General features: G+C 64.6%; 11 protein-coding genes. 8 read left to right on the plus strand and 3 right to left on the minus strand.

The window, feature by feature from the left end:
• Positions 1 to 164 precede the first annotated feature (164 nt).
• The 3 genes from GXB81_RS02710 to GXB81_RS02720 all read left to right on the plus strand — a co-directional run bounded on the left by GXB81_RS02710 (position 165) and on the right by GXB81_RS02720 (position 3408).
• Positions 165 to 872, plus strand: coding sequence for a dienelactone hydrolase family protein (locus tag GXB81_RS02710; RefSeq protein ID WP_167044847.1), 708 nt, complete (start codon positions 165 to 167; stop codon positions 870 to 872).
• Positions 873 to 971: 99 nt separating this feature from the next.
• The gene (locus GXB81_RS02715; RefSeq protein WP_167044844.1) at positions 972 to 1982 is read left to right on the plus strand and encodes a helix-turn-helix domain-containing protein; all 1011 of its coding nucleotides are present in this window, start codon (positions 972 to 974) and stop codon (positions 1980 to 1982) included.
• A 184-nt stretch (positions 1983 to 2166) separates the two neighbouring features.
• On the plus strand, positions 2167 to 3408 hold the full coding sequence (locus GXB81_RS02720) for a Zn-dependent hydrolase (protein ID WP_205988374.1): 1242 nt from the start codon (positions 2167 to 2169) through the stop codon (positions 3406 to 3408).
• Positions 3409 to 3487: 79 nt separating this feature from the next.
• Here GXB81_RS02720 and GXB81_RS02725 read toward each other — a convergent pair whose 3' ends face one another.
• Together GXB81_RS02725 and GXB81_RS02730 are read right to left on the minus strand one after the other, a co-directional pair.
• Positions 3488 to 3793, minus strand: coding sequence for a panthothenate synthetase (locus GXB81_RS02725; RefSeq protein ID WP_167281873.1), 306 nt, complete (start codon positions 3791 to 3793; stop codon positions 3488 to 3490).
• Positions 3794 to 3922: 129 nt separating this feature from the next.
• On the minus strand, positions 3923 to 4588 hold the full coding sequence (locus GXB81_RS02730; protein WP_167044838.1) for a methylated-DNA--[protein]-cysteine S-methyltransferase: 666 nt from the start codon (positions 4586 to 4588) through the stop codon (positions 3923 to 3925).
• 241 nt (positions 4589 to 4829) lie between these two features.
• On the opposite strand from GXB81_RS02730, the gene GXB81_RS02735 reads away from it, so the two are divergent.
• The 3 genes from GXB81_RS02735 (at position 4830) to GXB81_RS02745 (ending at position 8760) form a co-directional block, all read left to right on the plus strand.
• Positions 4830 to 6188 carry a leucine-rich repeat-containing protein kinase family protein gene (locus GXB81_RS02735; protein WP_205988306.1) on the plus strand — a complete coding sequence of 453 codons (1359 nt, stop codon included), beginning with the start codon at positions 4830 to 4832 and terminating at the stop codon, positions 6186 to 6188.
• A 103-nt stretch (positions 6189 to 6291) separates the two neighbouring features.
• Positions 6292 to 7275, plus strand: coding sequence for a substrate-binding domain-containing protein (locus GXB81_RS02740; RefSeq protein ID WP_167044832.1), 984 nt, complete (start codon positions 6292 to 6294; stop codon positions 7273 to 7275).
• A 339-nt stretch (positions 7276 to 7614) separates the two neighbouring features.
• Positions 7615 to 8760 carry a branched-chain amino acid ABC transporter substrate-binding protein gene (locus GXB81_RS02745; protein ID WP_205988307.1) on the plus strand — a complete coding sequence of 382 codons (1146 nt, stop codon included), beginning with the start codon at positions 7615 to 7617 and terminating at the stop codon, positions 8758 to 8760.
• A gap of 127 nt (positions 8761 to 8887) precedes the next feature.
• Here the strand turns inward: GXB81_RS02745 and GXB81_RS02750 are convergent, their stop codons facing one another.
• Positions 8888 to 10279: a TIGR00366 family protein gene (locus tag GXB81_RS02750; RefSeq protein ID WP_167044828.1), complete on the minus strand. Its 1392-nt coding sequence runs from the start codon at positions 10277 to 10279 to the stop codon at positions 8888 to 8890.
• 532 nt (positions 10280 to 10811) lie between these two features.
• On the opposite strand from GXB81_RS02750, the gene GXB81_RS02755 reads away from it, so the two are divergent.
• Entirely contained in the window at positions 10812 to 11633 is an 822-nt protein-coding gene (locus GXB81_RS02755) for an alpha/beta hydrolase (RefSeq protein WP_205988308.1), read from the plus strand.
• A gap of 270 nt (positions 11634 to 11903) precedes the next feature.
• Positions 11904 to 13766: a dihydroxy-acid dehydratase gene (ilvD, locus tag GXB81_RS02760; RefSeq protein WP_167281879.1), complete on the plus strand. Its 1863-nt coding sequence runs from the start codon at positions 11904 to 11906 to the stop codon at positions 13764 to 13766.
• The last annotated feature ends 125 nt before the right edge of the window (positions 13767 to 13891 follow it).

Here is a 13891-nt window from a genome sequence, read left to right on the forward strand (position 1 = left end):
GATATTGGCCGGCTCGAATAAGGCGCCGATACGGAGTCGATAAGACGCCGAATTGAGCGGCGCTACGCCCGTTCGAGGCGCCGGTTTGAAGCGCGGGAGCCGATAGCGCAGGATTCGCGGGACAGGCGCTATGCTACCGGTTTCGTCTATCCGAGGAGAAACCCATGACGCAGCCAGCAGGTTCGATGATTACCTTCAACCGTCCCGATGGCCGGCAACTTCAGGGCTACCTGGCCAAACCGCGGAAACCGGAGGGCGCGCCCGCGGTCGTCGTGATCCAGGAATGGTGGGGCGTGAACGGGCAGATTCGCGGTGTCGCCGACCGTCTCGCGCAGGCCGGCTACCTCGCGCTCGTGCCCGACCTCTATCGCGGCAAGTCGACGGTCGAGCAAGAGGAAGCGCACCATCTGATGAGCAGCCTCGATTTCGGCGATGCCGCCACCCAGGACGTGCGCGGCGCGGTGCAGTATCTGAAGCAGCACGCGGCGAACGTGGGCGTGACCGGCTTTTGCATGGGCGGCGCGCTGACGCTGCTCGCGCTGTGCAACGTGCCCGAAGTGGCGGCCGGCGTCGTCTGGTATGGTTTCCCGCCGCTCGACTATCTCGACGCCTCGAAAATCAAGGTGCCGGTGATGGGCCACTGGGCTCTGCAGGACGAATTCTTCGCGGCGGAAACCGTCGACGCGCTCGAAAAGAAGCTCGGCGAGGCGAACGTCGACCTCGAGTTTCACCGTTATCTCGCGCGCCACGCGTTCGCGAACGAAACGGCCGTCGGACCGGGCCGCATCGCGGCGACGCAGTACGATCCGGCATGGGCGCAGCAGGCGTGGGATCGTACGTTGACGTTCTTCGGCCGCACCTTGTGGAAATGAGCGCTTAGCGCCGTTCAGCGGCAGACTGGGGGCAGGCGGGGCAGGCGGGAGCGGCGCAGGGCATCCCGCCGCGCCTCACGCGATTCACGCGAGGACATCTTGACGACCGATTCCGCAACGGGCTACGCGGCCGCTCCGGTTTGCGACTATAGCCACTTCGATACTTACGGTAGCGCCGCGCGCCTGCAGTTGCCCGCGTGGCGCGAGCGCGTCGGCCATTTTCTCGACGTGCCGATCTCGCGCCGGCAACTGGCCGACGGTTTTCGCGGCAGCATCGACAGTTACCGCGTCGGCGGCATGGCTTTCATGGACTGCCGCACCGATCCGGTCGAGCAAACGCGCGCGGTCGCGCGCATCTCCACCGACAACGTGTGCCAGTTCGTGTTTCATGTGGCCGTGGACGGCGTGGTCGAAACCGCGACGGGTCTTTATCCGAAGCGCAATGCGGTGCAAACGGTGCCCGGCATTCTCGCGCTCGATCTGAACCAGCCGATGTGGATGACGCGCGGCCCATGCCGCGTGATGGCCTTGTTCGTGCCCCGCGAGATCGTGGAGGCGGTGCTGCCGGAGGCGGCGTCGATTCATGGCCGCGTGATCGAATATCATTCGCCGCTCGCGCGGATGATTCCCGCACATCTTGCCGAGCTGTCCCGCTCGTTGCCCGAGATGAGCCCGCAGGCCGCCTACGAGGCGCTCCGCGGCTGCGCGATGCTGATCGCCGCGGCCTTCGGCAGGCAGACTGGCTTGACCGGCAACGCTCGCGCGGCGGCGCGCACGGCGATGTTCGCGAGCGCGCGCCGCTATATCGACGCGCATCTCGGCCAGGCGGATCTGACGATCGACAAGGTGCTCGCCGTATCGCAGCTTTCGCGGCCCACGCTGTATCGTCTGTTCGAGCCGGAGGGCGGACTCGCCGCGTATATTCGCAACCGGCGGCTGCGCGAAGCGGCGGACGAGTTGCATCGCTATCCGCACAGGCCGGTGATCGAAGTCGCGTATGGCCTCGGCTTCAATAGCGCGTCGGATTTCAATCGCGCGTTCCGGCGCGCTTACGAAATGTCGCCGGGCGATTTTCGCGAGGCGGCGCTGGCGCTCGACATACGCAGATAAGCGCGTGGCGAAGCCCGATGCGCGCCGCACAGGCATGCAGATGCAGCACGAGCCGCCTATCGGCACGTCGGGCACGCCGGGCACACCAGGCACGCCGCGCCGGTCCAGTGAGGCCGTGATCGTTCGGCAAAACAGCCGCTATGGAAGCAGTAACGACATGAATCCGATCGCAGGAGATAACAACGTGGTAAACATCAACCCGACCCGCCTGATGGCCGACCTTAAACATCTGCGCAGTTTCGGCGCGACCGGTCCCGGCGTGGTGCGGCTCTCGCTCTCGCCGGTGGATCTGGCGGCGCGCGCATGGCTCGTCGGCCGGATGACGGAAGCCGGGCTCGAGGCGCGCATCGACGGCGTCGGAACCGTGTTCGGGCGCTCGCGCAACGGCGGCCCCGCGCTGCTGGTCGGCTCGCACACCGACACGCAGCCGACCGGCGGCTGGCTCGACGGCGCGCTGGGCGTGATGTACGGCCTCGAGATCGCCCGCGCGCTCGCGGAGAACGAGGCAACGCGTCATCTCGCGGTGGACGTCGCCTCGTGGATCGACGAAGAGGGCACCTTCTCCGGCCTGCTAGGCAGCCGCAGCTTCGTCGGCGAGGCGGTCGACGAAGCGATTCGCGGCGCGGCGAACCGCCAGGGCGAGCGTCTCGAAGACGTGCTCGCGGCGGCCGGGCTCGCGGGACGGTCGCGCGCGCATTTCGAAGCGGGGCGGCACGTCGCGTATTTCGAGCCGCATATCGAGCAGGGCGGCCGGCTCGAAGCGATCGGCAAATCGATCGGCGTCGTCACGACGATCGTCGGGATGCATGAGTTGCGTTTGCGCTTCACGGGCCAGCGTAATCATGCGGGCACGACGCCGATGGCGATCCGCCGCGACGCGGGCGCGGCGCTCGTGGCGTTCATCGCGCGCATGAACGAGGCATTCGAGCAGCTTGCGGATGCCGACACGGTCTGGACCGTGGGCCGCATCGATCTCGATCCGGGTTCGATGAGCGTCGTGCCGGGCGCGGCCGACATGTATCTGCAATTCCGCGACGCGAACCCCGCGCGTCTGCAGGCGATGGAACAGCGGCTCGCCGAACTCGTGCGCGACTTCAACGCGCATCACGCGGTGAGCGTCGAATGGCAGAAGATCGACGAGCCGATCGAACCCGTCAGCATGGATGCGGCGCTTGCCGGTCATCTGGCGCGCGCCGCCGAAGCGCTCGCGCCAGAGCAATGGCTGCGCATGCCGAGCGGCGCCGCGCACGACGCGCAGGTGATCGCGCGCCGTATGCCCGCCTGCATGATGTTCGTGCCGAGCATCGGCGGCGTGAGCCACGACTTTATCGAAGACACGGCAGAGGAGCATATCGTGCTCGGCTGCCAGGTCGCGGCGACCGCCGCGGCTTCGATGCTGCTGGAAGCGGCCGCCCAGCGCGCCTGAGGGATGGCCGCGCCGACGGTGCGGTGAGTTGCGTCTTGCCGTCGGCGTCGTCAAACGGAGCGCGCCGCGGTTTTCCCCGTTATTTCCATTTTGAGCCGAGCCCGTCGAGTCCGGCTTTCATCAGATCCGCGGGCAGCATCGCGATGCGCAGTTCGCACTCGGCGTCGAGCTTCAGGAACCACGGCTCGGCGAGTGCGGGAATCGCCGAGGCATCGTCGATGTTCACGACCGCCACCGCGCCGCGTTTGCCGCGTTGCTCGGTGAAGTAGATGCTCTCGGGCTTCGTTTCTTCGAGTATCTGCGCGATCAATTCGCCGGCGCGGCCTTCGCGCACGAGCGTGTTGAATGGCTCGTTGGGTATTTGTATGTTGAGAAGCATCCGCATGTCGTCCTCCCGATCGATGCCGAAATGGCATCTTAAGGATAGGTGCTGCATGCGCCGCCGCTGGCGTCCATCGCGGACGATTTATCGCCCGTTATCGCCCGTTGCAGCCGCACGCGGGATGCGTCGGGCTCAGTTGCCGAACAACGAAGCCTGCGTTCCGCGGCTCGCCGTATGGCGCGCGGGTTGAGGCTGCGCGCTGTCTTGCCTGGCCTGTGCCGCTTGCGTGGAGGCGGGCTTCGGCGCCGGCGGCCGTGCCTTCGCTGCGGCATCTGTCATTGCATCTGCTGCCTCATCGGCCGCCGCTTCCAGCGAAGTCTGCCCCGCTTCGAGCGAGAGCAGCAGCATCTTGTTCGCGAGTCCGCCAGCGAAGCCGGTCAGATCGCCCGACGCACCGATCACGCGATGACATGGCGCGACGATCGAAATCGGATTCTTGCCGTTGGCCGCGCCCACCGCGCGCACCGCGTTGACGCTGCCGATCTGCTGGGCGATCTCGGTGTAGCTGCGGGTTTGGCCGAACGGGATCGTCAGCAATGCCTGCCACACTTTCTTCTGGAATTCGGTGCCCTGAAAATCGAGCGGCAGATCGAACGCGTCGCGCGTGCCCGCGAAATACTCGCGCAATTGCCGCTCGGTTTCGACGAGCACCGGGTGTTCGCCCGCTTCGCTCATTTCGCCGAGGCGCACCCGGTTCGGCTTGTCGTTTTCCCACAGAATCGCGGCAAGGCAATCGCCCCTGGCCACCAGCTTCAACTGCCCAACGGGCGAGTCGATCAATTTGTATGTGTAAGTCACTTTGCTTGACTCCTGACGGGGTGAGGCCATTCGGGCCGACCGGCGCGAGAAGGCGCGCCGTTATGGAGCAGTGTGCTCGCCGCGTTGTCCGAAGGCGCTCCAGATATTGCTATTTCATTCGCATTGCATGGCCGTATTTGATACGACGATCATGTCACTGTACCGCAGACGGCTCGCGACTCAGTAGAATTGATACCTTCGGTACGACGCGCGGCGCTACCCGAATCTCTTCTCCTCGATCGTGATTACGACTCTAGAACAACTGCGGGCCGGGCAACTGGCGGGTACGCGCCAGCTCAAGCTGGCAGGCGGCCTGCGCGAATTTCCGCGCGAGATTTTCGATCTCGCCGATACGCTCGAAGTGCTCGACCTCTCGAACAACGTGCTCTCGACGTTGCCCGACGATCTGCCGCGCCTGCGCAAGTTGTGCATTCTCTTCGCATCCAATAACCCGTTCACCGCATTGCCCGAGGTGCTTGGCGAATGCGCGCAATTGAGCATGATCGGCTTCAAGGCGAATCGCATCCGTACCGTGCCGGGCCGCGCATTGCCGCCGTCATTGCGCTGGCTGATTCTGACCGACAACGAGATCGAGCGCTTGCCCGCCGAGCTTGGCCGCTGTGCGCAATTGCAGAAGCTGATGCTGGCCGGCAACCGCTTGCGCGCCTTGCCCGAGGAACTGGCCGCGTGCTCGCGGCTCGAACTGCTTCGGCTCGCGGCGAATCGCTTCGACGCCTTGCCGCGCTGGCTGTTGCGTCTGCCGCGCCTGGCATGGCTCGCCTATGCGGGCAATCCGTTTGGCATGGCGCTCGAAAATGCGGCGCTGATCGATACGCCGATCCGCGCGATTCGCTGGAACGCGTTGAAGCTCGAACAGCCATTGGGCGAAGGCGCGTCGGGCGTGATTCATCGCGCCTCGCTGTTTGCCGGCCGTGCGGATGCGCCGGAGCGCGAGCCACATGCGGTCGCCGTAAAGCTCTTCAAAGGCGCGGTGACGAGCGACGGGTTGCCCGACTGCGAAATGGCCGCTTGCATTCGCGGCGGCGACCATGCGAACCTGATTCCGGTGCTCGGCAAGGTGGTCGATCATCCGGCGGGCGCGCACGGTCTCGTGATGGAACTGGTCGATCCGTGCTTCGCCAACCTCGCGGGTCCGCCGAGCTTCGAGTCGTGCACGCGCGACATCTATCGCGACGGCACGCGTTTCGATCTCGCGACCGTGCTCGGCATCGCAAGCGGCATCGCGGACGTCGCGAGTCATCTGCATCGGCATGGCGTCATGCATGGCGACCTGTATGCGCACAATATCCTGCATGGCGGCGCGGGGCATGCATTGCTCGGCGATTTCGGCGCGGCATCGTTTTATGATGCCGATGATCGAAGTTCCGGCATGGCCTTGCAGCGGCTCGAAGTGCGAGCCTATGGCTGTCTGCTCGAAGAACTGATCGAGCGGTGCGAAGTGCCCGATACGCCGCCTCGTCGCGCCGCCGTCGCGCAACTCGCGGCGTTGCAGGCGCGCTGCCTGAGCGACGAGATCGACAGCAGGCCGCTCTTCGATGAAATTGCCGCGAGCCTCGCGGCCCTGAAGGACGCACAATGAGCATGCGACGATACCGGCACGGCCGGCGCCACGATAATCCTGCATCGGCACTGAAGGCGCGCGCTACCGCGATACGCCAGGGCCGCAGCGAAGGAGACGCGCGATGACGCCGAACCTGCGCCGCCGCATACTGCTCGCCGGTACGCTGGCCGCAAGCGGACTCGCGGGCCTGCCCGCCCTCTTCGCGAGCGACGCATGCGCTGAAGCGCTGCCCGGCGCGAAGCGCAAGATCGCGCTCGTGCTGAAGTCGATGTCGGACCCGTTCACGGTCTCGATGGTCGATGCCGCACGCAATTATCAGCGGCACTTCGCGTCGCAATTGAGCCTGACCCTGCACGGCACGGCCAAACAGACCGACACGGCCGCGCAGATTCGCATCGTCGAGGACATGATCAAGGCGCAGATGAATGCGATCGTGCTCGCGCCGACCGACTCGAAGGCGCTCGTCGCCGTCGTCGCGCGCGGCATCAAGGCCGGCGTCATCATGATTACGATCGACAATCCGCTCGACGACGCGGCGCAGGCGGCCGCCGGCATTTCCGTGCCGTTCGTCGGGCCGAACAATCGCAACGGCGCGAAGCAGGTGGGCGATTATCTGGCCAGGCACCTGAAGGCCGGCGACGAGGTGGGGATCATCGAGGGCATTTCGGTCAGCACCAATGCGCAGCAGCGCACGGCCGGCAGCCGCGATGCGATGGACGCGGCGAACGTGAAAGTCGTCGCGGTGGAGTCCGGCAACTGGGACTACGCCAAGGGCCGCGACGTGGCCGCGAAAATGCTCGGCGAGCATCCGCAGATTCGCGCGCTGCTGTGCGGCAACGACAGCATGGCGATGGGCGCGGTCGATGCGATTCGCGACGCGGGCCGAAGCGGTAGCGTCTATGTGACCGGCTATAACGCGATCGATGCGATCAAGCCCTTGCTCGCCGATGGCCGCGTGCTTGCCACGATGAACCAGTTCGCCGACCGCCAGGCCGTGTTCGGTATCGACTTCGCGTTGCGGGCGGTCACCGAGCGGCGCAAGCAGCGCGACTTGTCGACGCTGATCGAGACGCCGCTGCAACTCGTGACGTCTCCCAAAGGTTGAAGCACCGCATGCGGGCCCGCTATCCGGGCCGCATTTCTCGCGCACTTTTCGTGACGCTTGATAACGCTTTCTCGAGCGCGGCAATTCAGAAAACAGACTGAAAAAAGTATTGGCGATACTGCTTTGGCGATATCGCATCAAGCCCGTTTGTGTTTTAGCCTGTCGTTTCCGGCGGTTTTGCGTTATCGTGCTGCAGCAAAAATAGCGGCTGCCGGTGTATTTCCCGCGTATAGCGCGGGACGCGCCGCGATTCGATTTATCCATTGCTGCATGGCGATGGATTCGGAAGGATCAGGAACGCCAACCAGCCGGTTGGCAAGCAAAGAGGAGATGTGTCGTATGTCGTTCAAGTTTCATAAGCTGTTGCCGGTTAGCGCCGCGGTCGTGGCATTCGCAAGCATGGTGGGCACCGCGAACGCGGACCAGATCGTCAAGATCGGTCACGTCGGTCCGCTGACGGGCGGCTCCGCCCACCTCGGCAAGGACAACGAAAACGGCGCGCGTCTCGCGATCGAGGAAATCAACGCGAAGGGTCTCACGATCAACGGCCAGAAGGTCACGTTGGTGCTCGACGCACAGGACGACGCCGGCGACCCGCGCCAGGCGACCCAGGTTGCGCAGAAGCTCGTCGACGACAAGGTCGTTGCGGTGGTCGGCCATTTGAACTCGGGCGCATCGATCCCGGCCTCGAAGATCTATAGCGATGCGGGCATCGTGCAGATTTCGCCTTCGTCGACGAACCCGGCCTATACGCAGCAGGGCTTCAAGACGACCTATCGCGTCGTCGCGACCGACGCGCAGCAGGGCCCCGCGCTCGCGACCTATGCCGCGAAAAACCTGAATGTGAAGAGCGTCGCGGTGGTCGACGATTCGACCGCATACGGTCAAGGTCTCGCGAACGAATTCGAAAAGACCGCGAAGGCACTCGGCCTGAAAGTGATGTCGCACGATGCGACCAACGACAAGGCCGTCGATTTCCGCGCGATTCTGACCAAGATCAAGGGCGAGAATCCCGACGCGATCATGTACGGCGGCATGGATGCCACCGGCGGTCCGTTCGCGAAGCAGGCGCGTCAACTCGGTCTGCGCGCGAAGATGCTGTCGGGCGACGGCGTCTGCACGGAAAGCCTCGCCGATCTCGCCGGCCCGGCGGCAGGCAACGTGGTGTGCTCGCAGGCCGGTATGGCGGTCGAGCGCATGAACGGCGGCGCGGAATTCGCGGCCAAGTACGTGAAGCGCTTCGGCCATCCGATCGAATTCGACGCACCGTTCACGTACGATGCGGTGTATATCGTCGTCGATGCGATGAAGCGCGCTAACTCGACCGATCCGGCGAAGGTGCTCGCGAAAGTGTCGGGCACCGACTACAAGGGCGTGACCGGCGAAACGACGTTCGACGCGAAGGGTGACCTGCAGCACGGCGTCATCTCGCTGTACGACTACAAGGACGGTAAGAAGACGCTGCTCGACGTCATGAAGATGTAAAAGCGCTTGCCAGGGTAGAAGAGGAAAAGGCCGATGAAGCATAGCTTCATCGGCCTTTTTTAACGGCAATGGCTTCGCTCGAGCGAGGCCATTGCATTGATGGCGGCGCTTACAGCACCCACGGCACCTACGGCACGAGCCACAGCGCCACGGCATAGATCACGAGCGACACGGCGAACGTCACTGCCGTATAGCCCATGACGCGCTGAATGCGGATGCCCGCGATCGCGACGATCGGCACGGCCCAGAACGGTTGCAGCATGTTCGACACGTTCTCGGCCATCGCCACGCCCATTGCGGTACGCGGCACCGATGCGTGCAGGCTGATGGCGGCAGGCAGCACGAACGGACCCTGCACTGCCCAGTGACCGCCGGCGCTCGGCACGAGCAGCGTGATAATCAGCGAACTCAGATAGCTCCACAACGGCAGCGTGGCCGGCGAGGCAATCGTCACGAACGCTTTCGCGATCATCGACGCGAGGCCCGTGCCCTTCATAATGCCCATGATGCCGCCATACATCGGGTATTGCAGCAGCATCGAACCGGTCTGACGCGCCGCGCGGCGGATCGAATTCGCGTAGGCGATCGGCGTGCGCTGCAGCGCGAGTCCGATCAGCAGGAAGATCAGGATCGTGTTGTTGATGTCGAGATCGAAGCCTTCCTTGTGCCACGTCATTGCGAGGTAGCCGATGCCGAGCGCGAGCAGCAGCAGCGTGCCGAGAACCGATCGTTCGAGGCGCGCCGCGAGCGACGAGGCACCGCTCGCGCGAGCATGCGGATCGTCGCTTGGTGCGTCGGCGGCTTCCTCGCCGCTCTGGCGAAACGCGACGACGTTCTCGGCTTTCGGATGCATCCTGATGAAGATCGCGGTCATCACGACCACGACGAGCACGGTCGGAACGAACACGAACGGCGCGAAGATGGTTTCGCCGAGCGGCACCACGTGGCCAGTCGCTTTCTCGACGAGATTCAGCGCGTTGCCGTGCGATGCCTGCGAAAGCGCGATCGAACTCGACAGCCCGCTGTTGCAGATCGACCAGGCCGAATAGCTGCCGGCGACGAGCCACGCGAAATCGACATCGACGCGCCGTGCAATTTCCCGCGACAGCAGCGCGCCGACGATCAGACCGAGCCCCCAGTTGAGCCACGCCGCCACCGCGACGACCGGAAACACGAGCAGCGCGGCGCGCGTCGGCGTATTCGCGTTGGCCGCGAGCGCGCGCAGTCCGCGCTGCACGATGGGGGCTTCCGCAATGGCGTAGCCGGTCGCGAGGATCAGGATCATCTGCAGTGCGAAGCCCAGAATGCCGAATGTTCCGGTGTACCAGGAATCGAGCAGCGTCGGCAGCGTTCCGGTCGGCGCGATCAGCAGCGCGAGCGCGGCGACGAAAAACGTCAGGCAGATGGACAGCACGAACGGGTCGGGCATGACCTGCTCGAAAACGTAAACCAGGCCTTCGACGAGGCTGCGCGACGTGGCGGGCTGGGCGGCAGGGTGGGGGGAAGTGTCTCGCGTCATATGTGTGGCTCTGAATGATGCCCGGTCATTTGCATGACGGAGCGGACAGGGCAGGTGCGCGGCGTGCCGTCAGGACCTCTGCCCTCCTTTTCGATGTTCTCGCAATGAACACCGTTTCGTTAACCGAACGGGCTATTATTCTGCTCACGCGAGATCAATGTCAAGAAAAGCGATGCTCGACGTTGGACGTTTCGATCATAGAGCACCGAGTTTGCAATTCGTCACAATCGCACCTTCGATTGCGCTTGCAGGCGCCGAAGTTAAATGAGAAGGTGCAGCCCCATGAAGACGGGCGAGTTGATCTTTGGCATGACGAAATGAGTCGAGGCCGAACGATTGGAATGCCAGTGCGAGACTGCCGGGCGAGGTCCTGCTGCATGGTGTCGATCCGTTTTCCCTTGACACACTGCGCGAGTCAAGGTGAGCACGCCGAAGGCGTCAGGCCTCGCGTCGCGAACGTTTTTGCGATACGCCCGCTGGGCGCTTGCAATCTCAGCGAACTCAGCGATCTCAACGAACAAGACCAAAGACTATGACGATTGTTTATCGCGGCATGGACCGGCCGACACTCGATGCGGCCTACAACAACACCAAGGCCATTCCTAACTTTCCGGAAGTCCTGGCGGATTTTCAGTCGCGTAGCGCGACGCTGTACGAGCGTGTGCCGGGCCGGCGCGATCTGCGTTACGGCGAGCGCGTTCGCGAGCGTTTCGACTGGCTCTCCTGCGGCGAGGCCGATGCGCCCACCTTCATCTTCATCCACGGCGGCTACTGGCAGAACTGCGTGAAGGAAGATTTCGCGTTTATCGCCGATGGTCCGCTCGCGAGAGGCTTCAATGTCGTGCTGGCCGAATACACGCTGGCGCCCCAAGCCTCGATGACGCAGATCGTCGGCGAGATCGGCCGGCTGCTCGATCATCTGCACGCGGACCCGGATGGGCTCGGCATCGCGGGTCGGCCCGTGTGCCTGAGCGGGCACTCGGCCGGCGGTCATCTGACGGCGCTGCATCGCGCGCACCCGCTCGTCACGCGTGCGCTGCCGATCAGCGCGCTGGTCGATCTCGAACCGGTCAGCCTGTCGTGGCTCAACGACAAGCTGCAATTGAGCCCGCACGAAATCGCCGCCTACAGTCCGCTGCATCACATCGGCAAGGGCGTGCCGACCGTCGTCGCGGTGGGCGCGGCGGAATTGCCGGAGCTCGTGCGCCAGTCCGAGGACTACGCGGCGGCGTGCGGCGCCGCCGGCGAGAACGCCGTCTACGTTCCGATGCCGGGGTGTACGCATTTTTCGGTACTCGACGATCTCGCGCGGCCGGACGGGATGCTGCTGAGCGCGCTTCAGCGGCTGGCTTGAGCGTCAGCGCGCCGGAGCGGGGCCGCCGGCATCACCTGATCCGCTCGAATCGATTAATATCTTTTCCGACCTGATGGCGCCGGAAAAATATATTGGACGTCTTACCGGCGCTCTTGCACTATTCGTTTCCAGCGCAAGCCGCGCCCCGTGGCGATTCTCACCGCTCGCGGGCCAGCGGAATGCCGGCGCCGCCCACGGCGGGTCCACGGCAGCGCCCCGGCGGGTCCGCGCGCCATTCCAATTCGATAACAGCAATCCCCAAGGACACAGATGCCTCACTATCGCTCACGCACCTCGACGCATGGCCGCAACATGGCCGGCGCCCGCGCTTTGTGGCGCGCCACCGGCATGAAGGACAACGATTTCGGCAAGCCCATCATTGCGGTGGTGAACTCGTTCACCCAGTTCGTGCCGGGCCACGTGCATCTGCGCGACCTGGGCGCGCTGGTCGCGCAGCAGATCGAAGCGGCTGGCGGCGTGGCGAAGGAATTCAACACGATCGCCGTCGACGACGGTATCGCGATGGGCCACGACGGCATGCTCTATTCGCTGCCGTCGCGCGAACTGATCGCGGACTCGGTCGAGTACATGGTCAACGCGCATTGCGCCGACGCGATGGTTTGCATCTCCAATTGCGACAAGATCACCCCGGGCATGCTGATGGCCGCGATGCGCCTGAACATTCCGGTCGTGTTCGTGTCGGGCGGTCCGATGGAAGCGGGCAAGGTCAAGTCGCCGGCCGACGGCCAGGTGATCGCGAAGATCGACCTGATCGACGCGATGATCAAGGCCGCCGATCCGAAGATCAGCGACGCCGAAGTCGCCGAGGTCGAGCGCAGCGCGTGCCCGACCTGCGGTTCGTGCTCGGGCATGTTCACGGCGAATTCGATGAACTGCCTGACCGAAGCGATCGGTCTCGCCTTGCCGGGCAACGGCACGATCGTCGCGACGCACGCATGGCGCAAGGGCCTGTTCGAGCAGGCCGGCCGCCTCGTCGTCGATCTGTGCCGCCGCTACTATCAGGAAGAGGACGCGTCGGTCCTGCCGCGCAATATCGCCACGAAGCAGGCGTTCGAGAACGCGATGACGCTCGACGTCGCGATGGGCGGCTCGACCAACACCGTGCTGCACCTGCTGGCCGCCGCGCAGGAAGCGGGCGTCGATTTCACGATGTCGGATATCGACCGCATCTCGCGCAAGGTGCCGTGCCTGTGCAAGGCGGCGCCCATGACCGACAAGTACCACATCGAGGACGTGCATCGCGCGGGCGGCATCATCGGTATTCTCGGCGAACTCGCGCGCGCGGAACTGCTCGACCTGTCGTGCGGCAACGTGCATAGCGGCACGCTCGGCAACGCGATTGCGAAGTGGGACGTCGCCGGCGGCGCGGGCGAGGAAGCGCAGAAGTTCTTCCGCGCGGCGCCGGGCGGCATTCCGACCACGGTCGCGTTCAGCCAGGAAGCGACGTTTGCCTCGCTCGACCTGGACCGCAAGAGCGGCTGTATCCGCAGCAAGGCGGATGCGTATTCGAAGGACGGCGGCCTCGCCGTGCTGTACGGCAACCTCGCGCTGAACGGCTGCATCGTGAAGACCGCTGGTGTCGACGAATCGCAGTGGAAGTTCTCGGGCCGCGCGCGCGTGTTCGAAAGCCAGGACGCAGCCGTCGAGGCAATTCTCGGCGACCAGGTGGTCGCGGGCGACGTCGTCGTGATCCGCTACGAAGGTCCGAAGGGCGGCCCCGGCATGCAGGAGATGCTGTACCCGACGTCGTATCTGAAGTCGAAGGGCCTCGGCAAGACCTGTGCGCTGTTTACCGACGGACGCTTCTCGGGCGGTTCGTCGGGCCTCGTGATCGGCCATGCGTCGCCGGAAGCGGCCGAAGGCGGCATGATCGGTCTGGTGGAAGACGGCGACAAGATCGAGATCGACATCCCGGAGCGCAAGATGCATCTCGCGGTGTCGGACGAAGAACTCGCACGCCGTCGCGCGGCGATGGAAGCGCGCGGCGACAAGGCGTGGATGCCGGCGAACCGCGAGCGTGTCGTGTCGCAGGCATTGCAGGCGTATGCGGCGCTCGCGACGTCGGCGGATCGCGGCGCGGTGCGCGATATCTCGCAACTGAAGCGCAAGTAAGACGGGCATGGCGCGCTAACGACGCGCTGATGTGGCGATAACGGCTCCGGCGCGATCGAGCGAGCGGAGCCGATAGACAACCGGTATGCGGGGTTCCGCGTACCGGTTTTTTTATTTGCCGCGGA

This window comes from Paraburkholderia sp. Ac-20336 (genome assembly GCF_017105025.1).
Classification (GTDB): domain Bacteria; phylum Pseudomonadota; class Gammaproteobacteria; order Burkholderiales; family Burkholderiaceae; genus Paraburkholderia.